Annotated in this window: 18 protein-coding genes; 9 read left to right on the top strand and 9 right to left on the bottom strand. The window is 66.5% G+C overall.

The features are described 5' to 3' along the window. The first annotated feature begins 75 nt into the window (after window positions 1-75). The gene (locus GBRO_RS04100) at window positions 76-1,290 is read left to right on the top strand and encodes a low temperature requirement protein A (protein WP_052298360.1); all 1,215 of its coding nucleotides are present in this window, start codon (window positions 76-78) and stop codon (window positions 1,288-1,290) included. A gap of 28 nt (window positions 1,291-1,318) precedes the next feature. After that, window positions 1,319-2,572 carry a phosphoribosylamine--glycine ligase gene (purD, locus tag GBRO_RS04105; protein WP_012832724.1) on the top strand — a complete coding sequence of 418 codons (1,254 nt, stop codon included), beginning with the start codon at window positions 1,319-1,321 and terminating at the stop codon, window positions 2,570-2,572. A gap of 95 nt (window positions 2,573-2,667) precedes the next feature. On the opposite strand, the gene GBRO_RS04110 is transcribed toward purD, so the two are convergent. The 4 genes from GBRO_RS04110 to GBRO_RS04125 form a co-directional block, all read right to left on the bottom strand. Beyond that, the gene (locus GBRO_RS04110; RefSeq protein ID WP_012832725.1) at window positions 2,668-3,612 is read right to left on the bottom strand and encodes an alpha/beta hydrolase; all 945 of its coding nucleotides are present in this window, start codon (window positions 3,610-3,612) and stop codon (window positions 2,668-2,670) included. A 96-nt stretch (window positions 3,613-3,708) separates the two neighbouring features. Then, complete coding sequence (locus GBRO_RS04115; protein WP_012832726.1) at window positions 3,709-4,134, bottom strand: DUF302 domain-containing protein; 426 nt, start codon at window positions 4,132-4,134, stop codon at window positions 3,709-3,711. Window positions 4,135-4,161: 27 nt separating this feature from the next. Next, window positions 4,162-4,431, bottom strand: coding sequence for a metal-sensitive transcriptional regulator (locus GBRO_RS04120; protein WP_012832727.1), 270 nt, complete (start codon window positions 4,429-4,431; stop codon window positions 4,162-4,164). 101 nt (window positions 4,432-4,532) lie between these two features. After that, window positions 4,533-5,267 (bottom strand): DUF6882 domain-containing protein, encoded by a 735-nt coding sequence (locus GBRO_RS04125; protein ID WP_012832728.1) that lies wholly within the window; start codon window positions 5,265-5,267, stop codon window positions 4,533-4,535. Between the two features lie 176 nt (window positions 5,268-5,443). Between GBRO_RS04125 and GBRO_RS04130 the strand changes: the two genes are divergently transcribed. From GBRO_RS04130 to purB, 3 genes are all read left to right on the top strand, one after another. Further along, window positions 5,444-6,037, top strand: coding sequence for a TetR/AcrR family transcriptional regulator (locus tag GBRO_RS04130; protein WP_012832729.1), 594 nt, complete (start codon window positions 5,444-5,446; stop codon window positions 6,035-6,037). Between the two features lie 155 nt (window positions 6,038-6,192). Continuing rightward, a complete protein-coding gene (locus GBRO_RS04135; protein WP_012832730.1) occupies window positions 6,193-6,561 on the top strand; it encodes a hypothetical protein in 369 nt (122 codons plus the stop codon). A gap of 23 nt (window positions 6,562-6,584) precedes the next feature. Continuing rightward, on the top strand, window positions 6,585-8,024 hold the full coding sequence (gene purB / locus GBRO_RS04140; RefSeq protein WP_012832731.1) for an adenylosuccinate lyase: 1,440 nt from the start codon (window positions 6,585-6,587) through the stop codon (window positions 8,022-8,024). A gap of 7 nt (window positions 8,025-8,031) precedes the next feature. Here purB and GBRO_RS04145 read toward each other — a convergent pair whose 3' ends face one another. Further along, complete coding sequence (locus tag GBRO_RS04145) at window positions 8,032-8,319, bottom strand: SelT/SelW/SelH family protein (RefSeq protein WP_012832732.1); 288 nt, start codon at window positions 8,317-8,319, stop codon at window positions 8,032-8,034. Window positions 8,320-8,354: 35 nt separating this feature from the next. Between GBRO_RS04145 and GBRO_RS04150 the strand changes: the two genes are divergently transcribed. Together GBRO_RS04150 and GBRO_RS04155 are read left to right on the top strand one after the other, a co-directional pair. Beyond that, complete coding sequence (locus GBRO_RS04150) at window positions 8,355-9,254, top strand: phosphoribosylaminoimidazolesuccinocarboxamide synthase (protein ID WP_012832733.1); 900 nt, start codon at window positions 8,355-8,357, stop codon at window positions 9,252-9,254. Further along, window positions 9,251-11,380, top strand: coding sequence for a S9 family peptidase (locus GBRO_RS04155; protein WP_012832734.1), 2,130 nt, complete (start codon window positions 9,251-9,253; stop codon window positions 11,378-11,380). The genes GBRO_RS04150 and GBRO_RS04155 overlap by 4 nt, the downstream gene beginning before the upstream one ends. A 76-nt stretch (window positions 11,381-11,456) precedes the next feature. Here the strand turns inward: GBRO_RS04155 and GBRO_RS04160 are convergent, their stop codons facing one another. From GBRO_RS04160 to GBRO_RS26785, 4 genes are all read right to left on the bottom strand, one after another. Next, on the bottom strand, window positions 11,457-12,938 hold the full coding sequence (locus GBRO_RS04160; protein WP_012832735.1) for a DHA2 family efflux MFS transporter permease subunit: 1,482 nt from the start codon (window positions 12,936-12,938) through the stop codon (window positions 11,457-11,459). A 44-nt stretch (window positions 12,939-12,982) separates the two neighbouring features. Beyond that, window positions 12,983-13,519 (bottom strand): MarR family winged helix-turn-helix transcriptional regulator, encoded by a 537-nt coding sequence (locus tag GBRO_RS04165; RefSeq protein WP_012832736.1) that lies wholly within the window; start codon window positions 13,517-13,519, stop codon window positions 12,983-12,985. A gap of 104 nt (window positions 13,520-13,623) precedes the next feature. Further along, window positions 13,624-13,956, bottom strand: coding sequence for a hypothetical protein (locus GBRO_RS26780; protein WP_012832737.1), 333 nt, complete (start codon window positions 13,954-13,956; stop codon window positions 13,624-13,626). Next, window positions 13,920-14,330 carry a hypothetical protein gene (locus tag GBRO_RS26785; RefSeq protein WP_317630015.1) on the bottom strand — a complete coding sequence of 137 codons (411 nt, stop codon included), beginning with the start codon at window positions 14,328-14,330 and terminating at the stop codon, window positions 13,920-13,922. The genes GBRO_RS26780 and GBRO_RS26785 overlap by 37 nt, the downstream gene beginning before the upstream one ends. Before the next feature lie 69 nt (window positions 14,331-14,399). Between GBRO_RS26785 and GBRO_RS04180 the strand changes: the two genes are divergently transcribed. Together GBRO_RS04180 and purS are read left to right on the top strand one after the other, a co-directional pair. Next, window positions 14,400-14,882: a glutathione peroxidase gene (locus tag GBRO_RS04180; protein WP_041919720.1), complete on the top strand. Its 483-nt coding sequence runs from the start codon at window positions 14,400-14,402 to the stop codon at window positions 14,880-14,882. 164 nt (window positions 14,883-15,046) lie between these two features. Beyond that, a complete protein-coding gene (purS, locus tag GBRO_RS04185) occupies window positions 15,047-15,286 on the top strand; it encodes a phosphoribosylformylglycinamidine synthase subunit PurS (RefSeq protein WP_012832739.1) in 240 nt (79 codons plus the stop codon). Window positions 15,287-15,290: the final 4 nt, after the last annotated feature.

Consider the following 15,290-nt stretch of genomic DNA (forward strand, 5'->3'; position numbering starts at 1 on the left):
GGCATGAACCCCGACGGAATGAATCCCGGCGGCACCGTGGTCGATTCGACGTCCATCGGCCACCGGTTACGCGCGATGACCGGTCGCGATCCGCACCAGGAGGGGCGGGTCGCGACCAGTCTGGAGCTCTTCTACGACCTCGTCTTCGTCGTCGCGTTCTCCTTCACCGGCACCGCGGCGGCACATCAGATCGCCGAAGGTCACTTCCGCAACGCGCTCATCGGCTTCCTGCTGTGCACCTTCGCGGCCATCTGGGCGTGGATCAACTTCGCCTGGTTCGCGTCGGCCTTCGACACCGACGACTGGTTCTTCCGCATTGTCACCCTGGTGCAGATGATCGGTGTGGCGCTGATCGCGCTCGGCGTCCCCGAGGTGTTCCATTCGCTCGATGAGGCGCACCTCGAGAACCGTGTGATGATCCTGGGCTACATCATCATGCGCGTCGGGATGGTCGCCCAGTGGCTCCGCGTTGCAGTGCAGAGTCCGCGGTACCGGCGGGCGGCCCTCATCTACGCCGGGATGACGCTGCTCGCGCAGCTCGGATGGGTCGTGATCCTGATCGCCCACATGGCGTTGCTGCCGACGGTGATCGCCATGATCGCCTGTGTGGGCGTGGAACTCGTCGGCCCGTTCCTGGGCGAGACCCGAACTCGCGGCGGGACGCCATGGCATCCGCACCACATCGCCGAGCGGTATTCGCTGCTCACCATCATCACGCTCGGCGAAGGTGTGGTGGGAACGGTCACGGTGCTCGGAGCGCTGATCGAGGTGCAGGGGTGGTCGACGGACACGGTCCTGCTCGGCACGTCGGCGATGACGGCCACCTTCGCCATGTGGTGGGTGTACTTCATCGTGCCGGTCGGCGACGCCCTCCATGAACACCGCCACAAGAGTTTCTGGTGGGGGTACGGCCATATCCTGATCTTCATGGCGGCGGCCGGGTTCGGCGCCGGGCTGCACGTCGCCGCGCTCTACATCGAGCACGAGTCACATGTGGCGGGCGGCGCCGTGGTGGCGTCGGTGGCGATTCCGCTGGGCTTCTACTGCCTCGGGATCATCGCCATGTACGACTATCTGCTGCCTTTCGATCCGTTGTCGCTGGTGCTCGCGGTCGTGGTGGTCGTGGTTCTGGCCGGCGCGGTGTGGTTGTGCGTGGCCGGGGTGTCGGTGGTGGTGGCCGTCGCGGTGGCTGCGCTTGCACCCGTGGCCATGGCGATCGTCGACGAGGTCCTCGGCGCGCCGCGGCGCGCCTCGGCTTCGGCGGACTCGAGCTCGCCCGGTCTGCTCTGAGGCGCGCTCGGCCGTTAGAGTCGTGGGCGTGCGCGTACTCGTGATCGGCTCTGGTGGCCGCGAACATGCCCTGCTCATCGGACTGGCCAAGGATCCCTCGGTCACCGAACTGCACGTCGCTCCGGGGAACGCCGGAACCTCGGCACTGGCCACCAACCACGACGTCGACGTCGCCTCGGCCGATGCGGTCCTGGCCCTCGCCCGCCACGTCGACGCCGACCTGGTGGTCATCGGACCCGAGGTGCCACTGGTCCTCGGCGTCGCCGACGCCCTGCGCGCCGCCGGGATCGCGACCTTCGGACCGGGTGCGCAGGCCGCGCAGATCGAGGGTTCCAAGGCCTTCGCCAAGGACGTGATGGCCGCAGCCGGGGTGGCGACCGCGCACAGTGAGGTGGTCGACAATCCGGCCCACCTCGACGCCGCGCTCGACCGTTTCGGTCCGAGGTGGGTGGTCAAGGACGACGGCCTGGCCGCCGGCAAAGGTGTGGTGGTCACCGCCGATCGTGCCGCCGCGCGCGACCACGCCGCCGAATGCCTCGAGAGCGGCCACCCGGTCCTGTTGGAGAGCTTCCTCGACGGGCCCGAGGTGTCGCTGTTCTCCTTCGTCGACGGCGAGACGGTGGTACCGCTCATCCCGGCGCAGGATCACAAACGCGTCGGCGACGACGACGCGGGCCCCAACACCGGCGGGATGGGGGCGTATACGCCGTTGCCCTGGCTGCCTGACGAGGTGACCCGCCAGATCGTCGACGATGTCGTGAAACCCGTTGCGGCCGAACTGGTCAGGCGTGGTACCCCGTTCTCGGGCCTGCTGTATGCGGGGCTGGCCATCGGCAAAAACGGGCCGTCCGTCGTCGAATTCAATTGCCGCTTCGGCGATCCCGAGACCCAGGCGGTCCTCGCGTTGCTGAAATCCCCACTCGGACAGGCTCTTCACGCGACCGCGACCGGCACGCTGGCCGATCTGCTGCCGCTGGAATGGATCGACGGTGCCGCCGTGACCGTGGTACTCGCCGCCGAGAACTATCCCGGCAAGCCGCGCACCGGAGACGTCATCACCGGAGCCGACGGCGACGGCGTGCTGCACGCCGGCACGGCACGTAACGCCGACGGTGCGGTGGTGTCGTCGGGCGGCCGTGTGCTGGCCGTCGTCGGAACCGGGGCCGACCTCGCCGAAGCACGCGCCCAGGCCTACGAGCGGCTGGCGACCGTCAAATTGCCCGGATCGCACTACCGCACCGATATCGGCCGCAACGCGCTCGAGGGCCGCATCAGCATCTAAGTGGTCCCCACCGGAAGTCACTGAGCACCCGTTCATCGGGTGCCCCAACCCGTCGATCGTGCAGGGTGAACGTGTTCGGCAGCACGGTCAACGGGTCAGCGGGCGAGATTGCGGCCCAGGAACTCCACCTGATCGGGTAGCGCGCTCCGCCAGTAGCGATTGGTGTGTCCGCCCGCGGCGGTGCCGAAGGCGGCCGGCGGGTGCAGACCGGCAGCCCACTGCCGGGTGTAGGTGAAGAACTGGTCGCTCGAGCCGATCGAGATCATCAGCGGGATCTTGGCGAAGGCATTCTGCGCCCCGAACAACGAGTGGGCCTGATAGTCGGCCAGGTTGTCGAAGGCGCGCGGCGGGAAGTTCCGCGGATCGGCCCACAAAGCGGGGGAGCTGACCGCGACGGCAGCCACCCGCGGCGCGCCGAGCAGCGACGCGAGGCGCAGTGCGCCATAGCCGCCCATGGACCAGCCGAACAGTCCGATGCGGTCGGTCGAGACGTCGAGGTCGCGGTTGTGCGCGAGCATCGGGATGAACTCGTCGAGCACCATCGCCGCGGCGTCGGTGCCGTCGGCCCGTGGATGGTAGTAGTTGCGCCCGGCGTCGGCCGCCGCGATCGCGAACGGCGCGTTGCCGGCGTCGACGTAGCGCTGCAACACCGTCTGGATCTCGAGCTTCGACGAAAAGATCGATTTCTCATTGGTGTTCAACGCATGCAATACGACGACCACCGGCATCCGACCGGTCACGCCGTCGGGTCGGACCACCGCCCACCGGGTGGGGCGGCCGCGCATCTTGGCCGAGACGAAACTGCCGGTGACCAGCGGCGGACCACTGGCGATCTGTGGCGGGGTGGTCTCGGCGGGCAGTTCGTCGTCGGCGGCCTGCGCCTCCAGCTTGCGTGGCTCGACATCCGTGGAGCGCTCGTCACGGGTGCAGGCGGCCAGCCCGAGGGCGGCCGTGCCGAATCCGGCCGCGAGGACCGAACGACGACGCACCCGGGCGCGGTCACGCTCGGGTGCGGGGTTCGTCTGGGTCAATCGAGGCATCGAGTCAACAGGGTACTGCCGTCGCGCCCGCGGGCGCGAAACCGACGACGAACCCGCCGCGCAGGTGTGGCGGATTCCTCAGCTCGGCGTCGGATGTCAGGAGTTCGTGGACGCGCCGACGGTCGAGTTCTCCAGTGTCGCGATCGCCGCCCGCAGGAGCTCCGCGGCGCCGTCGGCGATCTCGGGCAGTCCGGGGGCATCGGCGACGGCGACCATCACGCCGGGATTCATTGCCTCCACGATCACCGTGCCCTCGTTCTCGGTGTCATCGCGAACCACCACGTTGCACGGCAGCAGCAGGCCGATCTGGCGTTCGACGCCGAGCGCCCGGTGGGCGAAGCCGGGATTGCAGGCACCGAGGATGAGGAATTTCTCCATGTCCTCGTCGAGCTTCTTCTTGAGTGTGGCGGTCACATCGATCTCGGTGAGCACGCCGAAACCCTGTTCGCTCAACGCTTCTCGGGTACGTGCGACCGCGTCGTCGAAGGTGGTGTGCAGGGTGGTTCCGAATCCGAGTTGCATGGTCGGTCCTTTCTGATGTGGCGTTCTTCAGGCCAGTGCCAGGAACAGCTTCTCCAGTTCCGCGGTGGTCATGGGTTCGGAGTTCTCGGCGGTCTCGCCGGTCAGGCACTGCCGCAAGCCGGTCGCCACGATCTGGAACCCGGCGCGATCGAGGGCACGTGACACCGCCGCCAGCTGGGTGACGACCTCCTTGCAGTCGCGGCCCTGATCGATCATCGAGATCACCCCGGCGAGCTGGCCGTGCGCACGTCGAAGACGGTTGCGTACCGCCGTGATCGATTCCTCATCGCCTACCACGATGTCTCCTCTCGCCGGCATCGTCGATGCCCCAGGGGGTATTGCCGGGACGACACCGACTATACCCCAGGGGGTATATGGGGTTACGCGCGGACGACCACTCAGCCTGCGGTGGCGAGATCGCACCGGTACCCGCGCGGCCGGCCCTTCCGGTCGAAATCGATGTGCGCCGTGGATGTTCCGTCGGTGAGTTCACATACCGGTGAGCGTGTGCTGTCGTCCCCGGACACCCACGAGATGTGCCAGCCGAGTCGCGCGGCCAGCCCGTGCACGGCGACGCGGGGATCGTTGACGGTGAGCGCGTTCAGCAACCCGGGCATTCGGGTGGCGAAGTCGGCGAAGGTGGGTTCGGGTAGTTCGATGCCGTCGAGCAACAGCACCGCGCGACTGCCATCGCCCAGTCGAGCGGTGACATGCGGGCTGATGCCGGTGCTGCCGACGGCTGCGGCCGCGACGATGTCGGTGGCCTCGTCGAGGAACTGGTCGGACGCGGCGCCACTGAGGTGACCGGGCAGGCCGACCCGGGGATGCACCAGGTCGGCGACGCCAAACCGTTTACCGGCCTCGCGCAACGCGACCGCGACACCGTGCGGATCGCCGTCGGGGTGTGCCCAGCCCCAGGTGATCTGATCCTGGTCGAGGACCGCCGCGAGCGTCGTCGTGGCGCGGATCTCGGACCGGTCATCGGCGGCGAAGGTGAGCTGGCGGCCCGCGATGTCGGCATCGGTCCGGTAGTCGCCGAGCTCGTCGTCGAGGAACCTCTCGAGGGCGTCTTGCCGGAGCAGCGCGTAGAGCGCGGCGTAGTCGGCGACAGCATGCAAACCGTCGAACTGCATGCCGTCACGGTAGTGGCCCCGACCGGGTATCCCCGTACCTGTCCGACGTCCGACTGACACGCCCCTGATCAGTGCAAACACTGCACCGCCGTGCACTTATACGGCAGTTGCCGTGCGCACGGACAGCTTTCGTGAAAGCACCCCGGCCGTCGGGATCGCTTTGGCAGCATGAGCACATGACGTCGGCGGCCACGCCCAAAGGGACGCGACGGCGGTCTCGCCTGATCGAGGCCGCCGGTGCACTGCTGCTCGAGGGGGGATTCGACGCCGTGCGCCACCGCGCGGTCGCCGAGCGCGCGCAGCTCCCACTGGCGTCGACGACCTACTACTTCGCCTCACTCGACGATCTGATGGCCGAGGCCGCGGCGTACCTGTGCCGCAACGACGAACGCTGCATCGCCGAACGCACCGATGCGGTTCCGCGCCGTCGTCGTGGTAACGGTGCGACGGCCGGGGTGCTCGCCGAGGTCTTCGTCGGAGAGGCCACCTCCATCGAGGAACTCGCCGCCCGGTACGAGATGATCGCGCTGGCCGCCCGCTATCCGCGCCTGCGCGAGGTGGTGACCATCCGCAGGCAGACGCTGGCCACGCATCATTCCGATGTGCTGACCCGATCGGGCCGGGTGGCCGAACCCACCCACGTCAACCAGCTGATCGCGATCGAGGACGGTGCCATCGTCGGCGCGCTGGGTCAATCCTCGATCAGTCCGATGGTCGCCACCCGCGACGCCCTGCACGAGGTGGTCGACGTGCTGGCGCCGCGGACGTGACGTCGGGTCGGCCGGGCGGCTGTCGGCGATTCGCTGTGCGCCGGCGCGCAAGAGTGTCACCATGGGCAGACGGGCGCCCGGGGGAGTGGCGCCCACGACGGACAGGGGTGGTGGCGGTGCGGTTCTCGACGACAGGCCGGATGATCGGTGCGACGATGCTCGGACTCATCTGCGCGGCTTCGGTGCTGGTGGGCACGGCGAGCAACGCCGACGCCGCACCGGCCGGACGCCCGAACGCGGGGGTCCCGTTGTCGTCGGTGGTCTACGGAACGGGATGCACCTACCCGGTGACCCTCGCGGTCAACAGCTCCGGCTGGGTGGCGTTCTACGAACAGCGCACCGGTTATCCGCCGATCTTCGTCGGACGTGACCTGCCCAGCGGTGCGCTGGCGAGCATCACGTGGGTGCCGCGGCGGATCGGTGATCGCTACCTGTATGCCGTGCAGAACGGCGTGAAGTCGCCGAAGACGCTGGTCCGGGTACGGCAGGGCTACGGCTCCAACGGCCTCTGCTTTGGTGTCTGACCAGCGGCAACTACACTGGCGGGGTGCCCACCACCGCCGGTAAACCGGTCATCTCCAACGTCCTGGCCAACCGCTACGCATCTGCTGAGCTGACCGCGATCTGGTCGGCGAGCGCCAAGATCGAACTCGAGCGGCAGTTGTGGATCGCGGTTCTGAAGGCACAGCGCGATCTCGGGATCGACGTCCCCGCCGACGCCATCGCCGATTACGAGCGGGTGGTCGGCCAGATCGACCTTGCGTCCATCGCCGAGCGAGAGCGCGTCACCCGCCACGACGTGAAGGCCCGGATCGAGGAGTTCAACGCACTCGCCGGTCACGAGCAGATCCACAAGGGCATGACGAGCCGCGACCTCACCGAGAACGTCGAACAGCTGCAGATCCTGCGGTCCCTCGAGCATGTGCACGCCCACGGGGTGGCGGTGTTGGCGCGGCTGACCGAACGCGCCGCGCAGTACTCCTCGGTGGTGATGGCCGGCCGCAGCCACAACGTCGCCGCGCAGGCCACCACGCTGGGCAAGCGGTTCGCGTCGGCCGCAGACGAACTGATGATCGCCCTCACCCGGCTGCGCGAGCTGATCGACCGGTATCCGTTGCGCGGCATCAAGGGTCCGATGGGCACGTCGCAGGACATGCTGGACCTGCTCGGCGGCGACGCCGACAAACTCGCCGACCTCGAGAACCGCGTCGCCGATCACCTCGGCTTCGCGCGGACCTTCACCTCGGTCGGCCAGATCTATCCGCGTTCGCTGGATCACGACGTCGTCTCGGCGCTGGTCCAGATGGCCGCGGCCCCATCGTCGCTGGCGCACACCATCCGGCTGATGGCCGGCCACGAGCTGGTCACCGAGGGCTTCCAGCCCGGCCAGGTGGGGTCCTCGGCGATGCCGCACAAGATGAACACCCGCAGCTGCGAACGTGTCAACGGGCTGGCCGTGGTGCTGCGCGGTTACGGTTCGATGGCCGCCGAACTCGCCGGCGCCCAGTGGAACGAGGGCGACGTGTTCTGCTCGGTGATCCGACGCGTCGCGCTGCCCGACGCCTTCTTCGCGATCGACGGCCTGATGGAGACCTTTCTGACCGTGCTCGCCGAATTCGGTGCCTACCCGGCCGTGATCGCCAACGAACTCGACCGCTACCTGCCATTCCTGGCGACCACCAAGGTGCTGATGGCCTCGGTGCGCGCCGGCGTCGGCCGGGAGACCGCGCATGAGGCCATCAAGGAGAATGCCGTGGCCGTCGCCCTCGCCATGCGCGAGGAGGGACGCGAACCCGATCTCCTCGACCGTCTCGCCGCCGACGACCGCATCCCCCTCGATCGATCCCAGCTCGACGATCTGCTCGCCGACAAGGCGGCATTCGTCGGCGCCGCACAGGCCCAGGTCGCCGACGTCATCGCGGCGGCCGAGAAGATCATCGCCCGCTATCCCGAGGCTGCGGCCTATGTGCCGGCGCCGATCCTCTGACCTCCGGCTACGACTCGTCCGCCCGGTCGGCGTGCCCGATGTTCCAGTCCGGTAGCGCGACGTCGCGGACGAGCTTCTTGAGGGTGACGACATCGGGGAAACCGCCGTCGCGCTTGCGTTCCCACACCTGGGTGCCGTCGACGTCGATGTGGAAGACGCCGCCGGTGCCCGGCACCAGGGTCACCGACCCGAGTTCGGTGCCGAAGGTGTTCAGCAGTTCGCCGGCCATCCAGGAGGCGCGCAGCAGCCAATTGCACTGCGTGCAGTAGGTGATGGTGATCTGTGGCCCCGTCATGGCTGACAGCGTGGCATACCTCTAGGGTCGAGTGCATGCGACCCGATTTGCAGTCCTACCGGCATCTGGCGTCGGGCAAGGTGCGCGAGATCTACGAGATCGACTCCGACACCCTGTTGCTCGTCGCCTCCGACCGGATCTCCGCCTACGACCACATCCTGAGCCCGGCGATCGGCGACAAGGGACGCATCCTGACGGCGATGAGCTTCTTCTGGTTCGACGTCCTCGGCGTGCCCAATCATCTTGCCGGCGGACCCACCGACGAGCGCATCCCGGCCGAGGCCGTCGGCCGTTCGATGGTGGTCCGACGACTCCCGATGGTGCAGGTGGAGTGCGTGGCCCGTGGCTACCTCACCGGCTCGGGCCTGCTCGACTATCAGGCGAGCGGAGCAGTGTGCGGTATCGCGTTGCCGGCCGGGCTCGGCGAGGCGAGCAAACTGCCCGAACCGATCTTCACCCCGGCCACCAAGGCAGAGCAGGGGGAGCACGACGAGAACATCAGCTTCGAGCACGTCGTCGCGCAGGAGGGCGCCCAGCGTGCCGAGGCCCTGCGCCAGGCGACCCTCGACATCTATTCGCGCGGCGCCGAGATCGCCGCCGAACGTGGAATCATTCTGGCGGACACCAAGTTCGAGTTCGGTCTCGGCGACGACGGTGAGTTGGTGCTGGCCGACGAGGTGCTCACGCCGGATTCCTCCCGCTACTGGGAGGCGGCAACGTACCGGCCGGGTGAGGTGCAGCCGAGCTTCGACAAGCAGATCGTCCGCAACTGGCTGACTGGCCTCGATTCCGGTTGGGATCGAGCCTCCGATACACCGCCACCCGCGTTGCCCGACGACGTGGTCGCACGGACTCGGCAGCGCTATATCGAAGCCTACGAATGGATTTCGCAACGCAGCTTCGCGGATTGGCCGGATGCGGAGGTCAGCCGATGAGCGCGCCCGTCGCCAAGAAGATCCCGACCGAGCGAATCCACCACGGGGAGACGGTCGTCGACCACTACGAATGGTTGCGTGACAAGGACGATCCCGAGGTGATCGCCTATCTCGAGGCGCAGAATGCGTTCACCGAGAAGCACACCGCTCATCTCGATGGGCTGCGCAAGCAGATCTTCGCCGAGATCAAGTCGCGCACCAAGGAAACCGACATGTCGGTCCCGTCGCGTCGTGGAAAGTACTGGTATTACGGGCGGACCCAGGAGGGCAAGCAGTACGCGGTGCATTGCCGGTGCCCCATCGCCGACGACGAGGACTGGACGCCGCCGGAGGTGTCCGAAGAGGTCGAACTGCCCGGCGAGGAGGTCCTGCTCGACTCCAACGCCGAGGCGCAGGGGCACGACTTCTACAGTCTCGGTGCGCTGTCGGTCAGCGACGACGGTGACTGGCTCGCCTACAGCACCGACGTGGTCGGTGACGAGCGATACACGTTGCGTTTCAAGAACCTTCGCACCGGAGAGTTGCTCGACGAGTACATCGCCGACACTGCGGGGGGTGCGGTGTGGTCGGCCGACGCCCAGCACGTCTTCTATCAGACCGTGGACGCGGCGTGGCGCCCGGACACGGTGTGGCGCCACGACTTCGGCACCGACGGGCCCGACGTCAAGGTGTTCCACGAACCCGATGAACGCTACTGGGTCGGGATGGGGTCCACGCGCAGCGACCGCTACCTGGTGATCGGGGCGGGCTCCAAGGTCACCTCCGAGGTGTACGTTCTCGACGCGCATGATCCGACGGGCGAATTCCGCAGCGTCGCACCACGGGTCGACGGTGTGGAGTACAGCGTCGAACATGCCGTCATCGACGGCGCCGACTACTTCGTCATCGTGCACAACGACATCCGCGACGGTGCCAAGGCGGAGAACTTCGCCATCGACATCGCTCCCGTCGACGATCCGGCAGACCGTCGCGAGCTCATCGCCCATGACGCGACTCGGCGGATCGAGGACCTCGACGCCTTCCGTGACTATCTGGTGCTCTCCTATCGGCGGGAGGCGTTGCCGCGCATCGCGATCGCCGATCTCCGCACCATCAGCGGGGTTCCGGCGGACCGGGATTTCCACGAGGTCGTCTTCGACGAGGAGTTGGCCTCGGTGGGACTCGCCGGGAACCGCGAATGGGCCACACCCAAGCTCCGGATCGGATACGGCAGCTTCACCGAGCCCAGTGAACTCATCGAACTCGACGTCACCACCGGCGAGCGCACGCTGCTCAAGCGGCAACCCGTGCTCGGTGGGTACGACGCCGCCGACTATGTCCAGTCCCGCGAATGGGCCACCGCAGCCGACGGCACTCGCATCCCACTGTCAATCGTGCGTCGCAAGGGAACCGACGAGCGAAAACCTGCCCCGTTGCTGTTGTACGGCTACGGGTCGTATGAGAGCAGCATCGACCCGTACTTCTCGGTGTCGCGTCTGTCGATGCTCGATCGCGGCGTGGTGTTCGTGTTGGCGCATGTGCGCGGCGGTGGCGAGATGGGCCGATATTGGTACGAGAACGGCAAGGAACTCAGCAAGAAGAACACCTTCACCGATTTCGTCTCCGCGGCACAGTATCTCGTCGACTCCGGCTGGACGACTCCGGCCCAGATGGTGGCCGAGGGCGGCTCGGCCGGCGGACTGCTGGTGGGTGCGGTGGCCAACCTCGCGCCACAGCTGTTCAACGGAATCCTGGCCGCGGTGCCGTTCGTCGACGCCCTCAACTCCATCCTCGACCCGTCCCTGCCGCTGACCGTCATCGAGTGGGATGAGTGGGGCGATCCGCTGCACAACCCGGATGTCTACTCCTACATGCGTTCCTACTCGCCCTACGAGAACGTCGTGGAGCAGCCCTATCCGCGGATCCTGGCGCTGACCTCTCTCAACGACACCCGGGTGTTGTTCACCGAGGCCGCGAAATGGGTTGCGCGGCTCCAGGAGTGCAATACCTCCGGCAACCTGATCTTGCTGAAGACGGAGATGTCGGCGGGGCACGGTGGGGTCAGCGGACGCTATAAGCAGTGGGAGGAGGTCTCGTTCGAGATCGCCTGGATTCTGCAGCAGACGGGTGCGTTGGCCGCGACCTGACGTTGCGCCGCACGTGACAAGCACAAAGGCTCCGCCGGGAGCAATCACCCCGGCGGAGCCTTTGTGCGATCGGTGATCAGTGCATGATGACCGGTGCCGGCTTGTCCATGTCCTCTTCGACCAGCGGCGAGTCGATCTTCTTGCGGGGCAGGAAGAACGCCGGGATCAGGGTCACCGCGACGAGGACGACGGCGACGATGAAGGTGTTGGCGAACCCGGAGGCGGCTGCGTCCATTCCGCCGGTGGCGGCGGACTTGAGGTTGTTCACCAGTAGCACCGAGATGACCGCGGTACCGATCGACGACGCGGTCTGCTGCACGACGTTCATCAGCGTCGAGCCGTCGGGGACCTGCGAGTTCTTCAGGGTGGCCAGTGCGGCCGACATGATCGGCATCATCGTCATACCCATACCGAGGCCCTGGACGAACAGTGCGCCGCAGAGGAGCCAGTAGGAGGTGTCGGCGGCCAGGAACACGAACGTGCCCATGCCGACGAAGATCAGCACGATACCGGCGAGAACGAACTTGCCGGGCCCGATCTTGTCGGTCATGCGCCCGGCGATCGGCATGGTGAGCATCGCGCCGAGACCCTGTGGGGCCAGCAGCAATCCGGCCATCAGGGTGGTCTCACCCCGCACACCGATGAAGTACTGCGGGTACAGCAGCGACGCGCCGAAGAACGCGATCATGAACAGCGTCATGGTGATGACGGCGATGGACAGGGTCCGGTTGCGGAAGAGTCGCAGATCCAGCAGCGGATTGCTACTGCGCAGGGCATGGAAGATGAACCCGGCGATCAGCGCGGCACCCACGATGGCCGGCCCGAGAACCTTGGCGGCGATGAATGTGCCTTCTTCGGCGCTCGAGGAGATGCCGTAGAGGAACAGTGCGAGACCCGGTGACAGCAGCAGCAATCCGACGATGTCGATGGACGGTCGCGAGGTCGCCTCGTCGTCGCGCAGCACGATCCACGAGTAGATCAGCGCGGCGATGCCGATCGGGACGTTGATCAGGAACACCCAGTGCCACGAGGTGGTCTCGATCAGGAAACCACCCAGGATCGGTCCGCCGATGGGGCCGAGAAGCATCGGGATGCCCAGCACTGCCATCACGGAGCCCACGCGCTCGGGCCCGGCCGCCTTGGTCAGGATCATCATGCCGATCGGCATGAGCAGTCCGCCGCCGAGTCCCTGGATCACACGGAACGCGACCAGCATGCCGATGTTCTGGGCGAGCGCGCACAGCGCGGACCCGAGCACGAACAACACCAGCGAGGTCATGTAGACCTTCTTGATGCCGAATCGGGCTGCGGCCCAACTGGACAGCGGGATCACCGCGGCGAGGGCGAGGGTGTAGCCGGTGGCGGTCCACGCCGCTCCGGCGGCGTCGGTGCCGAACTCGGACTTGAAGGTGTCCTGCGCGACCGCGACCACGGTGACGTCGAGGATCGACATGATCGCGCCGAGCACGACCACGCCGGCGACCATCAGCACGTGACGGTCGAGCTTGGTGTCCGGCGGCCCTTGGTGGAGGTGCCCGCCGGTGGAGGTTTCGGACATGGATCTTCCTGTCGTTTGTCGGGAGCGTCGGGTGAGGTTGTGGTTCAAGGTTTTTCGGCTGCGGCGACGATTTCGGACAGTTCCTCGTCGGAGATGTCGAAGTAATCCACGTCGTCGTCGACGATGGGCCGCAGGGTTCGGCACAGGTCGCCGCGCATGTTCGCGGGGAGTCCGCTCACGAATCGCCGCACGATCTCCTGCTTGATGGTCAGCTGTGAGTCGAGGAACTGCTTGCCGTCTGCGGTCAGGGAGACACGTTTGACACGGCGATCGGTACTGTCTTCGCGGCGGTCCACGAGATCGCTGACAACCAGCTTGTCGACGGTACGTCCGGCTGCGGCCAGCGAGAGGTGTACGTGGTCGGCGATCTCGTTCACCGACATCGGCGCCTCGTGGGCTCCCAGCGCGAACATCACCTTGAGCTGGGAGAAGGTGAGGTCGGTGGCCGCCAGTGAGTCCATTGTGTGCGCCTTGCCGAGACAGGCGAGGCGGTCGAGGAATTCCAGCAGCGCCGCGTACGCGGCGTCGACGGAGCACGAACGCTCGTCGTCGGACGCGGTGGGCACGGCAGAGTCAGGCACTGGAAAATGCTAACTCCGATGCAACTATTTCTCTAACGCAATTATCGGTGACGTTGGGCACACTTGACCCGCCGGCAGTGTGCGCGGTCACAGCGAGTGCGGCGCTACATCATGTGCTTCGGGTGGACCGACGACGGCATCAGCTGCAGCATCGACATGTTGTAGCCGACGAGCCGCATGCCCTCGGTGGGTTCCGCGTAGACCTCGGCACGTGCCGCGGACCCCAGGTTGTGTGGGCCGACCACGCGATAGCAAGACTGGTTGAAACTTCCGAACCAGATGCGGATGAACAACTTCGGGTTGAGCATCAGCCTCCACATGGGGATCAGGCAGCCGATCTCGCGCGCCAGTGAATCGAGGTAGACGACCTGCGACGGGATGGACTCGGTGTGACGTGGGCTCAGCGCGGTCCAGTACGGGCGAACGAAGCCGTACACAGGACGATGGTGTCGAACTGCGCCGACGTCGAATTATCTTGGTGGTGAGCGCGGACGGTTCCGTGATCGGTCGACTTGTCACCGTCGAAGACGCGCGGCAACAGCCAGGTGCAGGAACGGATCGACAGCGCGCAGGACTCGGCGACATCGCCGATCTCCCGGACGATATCGGCGCCGGATTCGGCCAATCCGACAATCAGGACCTTCGTGCCGCAGAATCGGTCACTGTTGCGGTATTCGGCCGAATGGACGATTTCGCCGGAAGAGTCTTCTATGCCCGGTAAGTCAGTATTCGGGGTTTTGAACCGGAACAGACGGCGACTGCGCCGAATTCCTCGAACAGGTCGGCGTACTCCCGCAGATAGCCGTGATATTGACTGCGCGAGGTGAGTCCCGAGCGGGGCCCCGTCCTCCTCGTGAACCTTCCGCTAGCGTTGTGTGACGTGAGCAACGTCAAAGACATCCCGGTTACCGCGCTCGATGGCAGCGCACTGAATCTCACCGACTTCACCGGCCCACTGCTGGTGGTCAACGTGGCCAGTAAATGCGGCCTGACACCCCAGTACACCGGACTGGAAGAGCTGGCCAAGACCTACGGCGATCGCGGCCTCACGGTCGTCGGTATGCCGTGCAACCAGTTCATGGGCCAGGAGCCGGGCACCGCCGAGGAGATCGCCACCTTCTGCTCGACCAGCTACGGCGTGACCTTCCCGCTGCTGGAGAAGGCCGACGTCAACGGCGACGACCGGCACCCGCTGTACGCCGAGCTGACCAAGGCGACCGACGACTCCGGCGAGGCCGGCGACGTGCAGTGGAACTTCGAGAAGTTCCTCGTCAACGCCGACGGTGAGGTGGTCAACCGCTTTCGGCCCCGCACCGAACCGACCGATCCCGCGGTGGTCTCGGCTATCGAGAGCGTCCTGTAGAGGATTCACCCCGATGTGTAGTAGAAGGTCACTCCTGAGATGACCTTCTACTACACATTGCCGCCCGGGTGGACGGCAGGCGCTCTGCTCGACACCGTCGATTCCGGAGCCACCCGGTAAGGTGATCGCTGGAGATGGCAGCAGTGAGAACGGAGCATGTGCCCATGGCGCGAGTGGTGGTCGACGTGATGCCCAAGGCCGAAATCCTCGACCCCCAGGGGCAGGCGATCGTCGGAGCCCTGGGACGCCTCGGATTCAGCGGCGTCGCCGACGTCCGGCAGGGCAAGCGGTTCGAACTCGAAGTCGATGACACCGTCGACGACGTGACACTCGAGCGCATCGCCGAGGAACTCCTCACCAATACGGTCATCGAGAACTTCAGCGTCTCCCGGGTCGCGGAGTAAGCGA

The organism is Gordonia bronchialis DSM 43247, assembly GCF_000024785.1.
GTDB classification, from domain to species: Bacteria; Actinomycetota; Actinomycetes; order Mycobacteriales; family Mycobacteriaceae; genus Gordonia; species Gordonia bronchialis.

Bases quoted from the DNA above. Each gene is read 5' to 3' on its own strand.
- GBRO_RS04135 (WP_012832730.1), top strand. From the start codon at position 6,193: ATGCTCGGACTCATCTGCGCGGCTTCGGTGCTGGTGGGCACGGCGAGC.
- GBRO_RS04155 (WP_012832734.1), top strand. From the start codon at position 9,251: ATGAGCGCGCCCGTCGCCAAGAAGATCCCGACCGAGCGAATCCACCAC.
- GBRO_RS04100 (WP_052298360.1), top strand. From the start codon at position 76: ATGACCGGTCGCGATCCGCACCAGGAGGGGCGGGTCGCGACCAGTCTG.
- GBRO_RS04160 (WP_012832735.1), bottom strand. From the start codon at position 12,938: ATGTCCGAAACCTCCACCGGCGGGCACCTCCACCAAGGGCCGCCGGAC.
- GBRO_RS04115 (WP_012832726.1), bottom strand. From the start codon at position 4,134: ATGCAACTCGGATTCGGAACCACCCTGCACACCACCTTCGACGACGCG.
- GBRO_RS04110 (WP_012832725.1), bottom strand. From the start codon at position 3,612: ATGCCTCGATTGACCCAGACGAACCCCGCACCCGAGCGTGACCGCGCC.
- purS (WP_012832739.1), top strand. From the start codon at position 15,047: ATGGCGCGAGTGGTGGTCGACGTGATGCCCAAGGCCGAAATCCTCGAC.
- GBRO_RS04130 (WP_012832729.1), top strand. From the start codon at position 5,444: ATGACGTCGGCGGCCACGCCCAAAGGGACGCGACGGCGGTCTCGCCTG.
- GBRO_RS04150 (WP_012832733.1), top strand. From the start codon at position 8,355: ATGCGACCCGATTTGCAGTCCTACCGGCATCTGGCGTCGGGCAAGGTG.
- GBRO_RS04125 (WP_012832728.1), bottom strand. From the start codon at position 5,267: ATGCAGTTCGACGGTTTGCATGCTGTCGCCGACTACGCCGCGCTCTAC.
- GBRO_RS04145 (WP_012832732.1), bottom strand. From the start codon at position 8,319: ATGACGGGGCCACAGATCACCATCACCTACTGCACGCAGTGCAATTGG.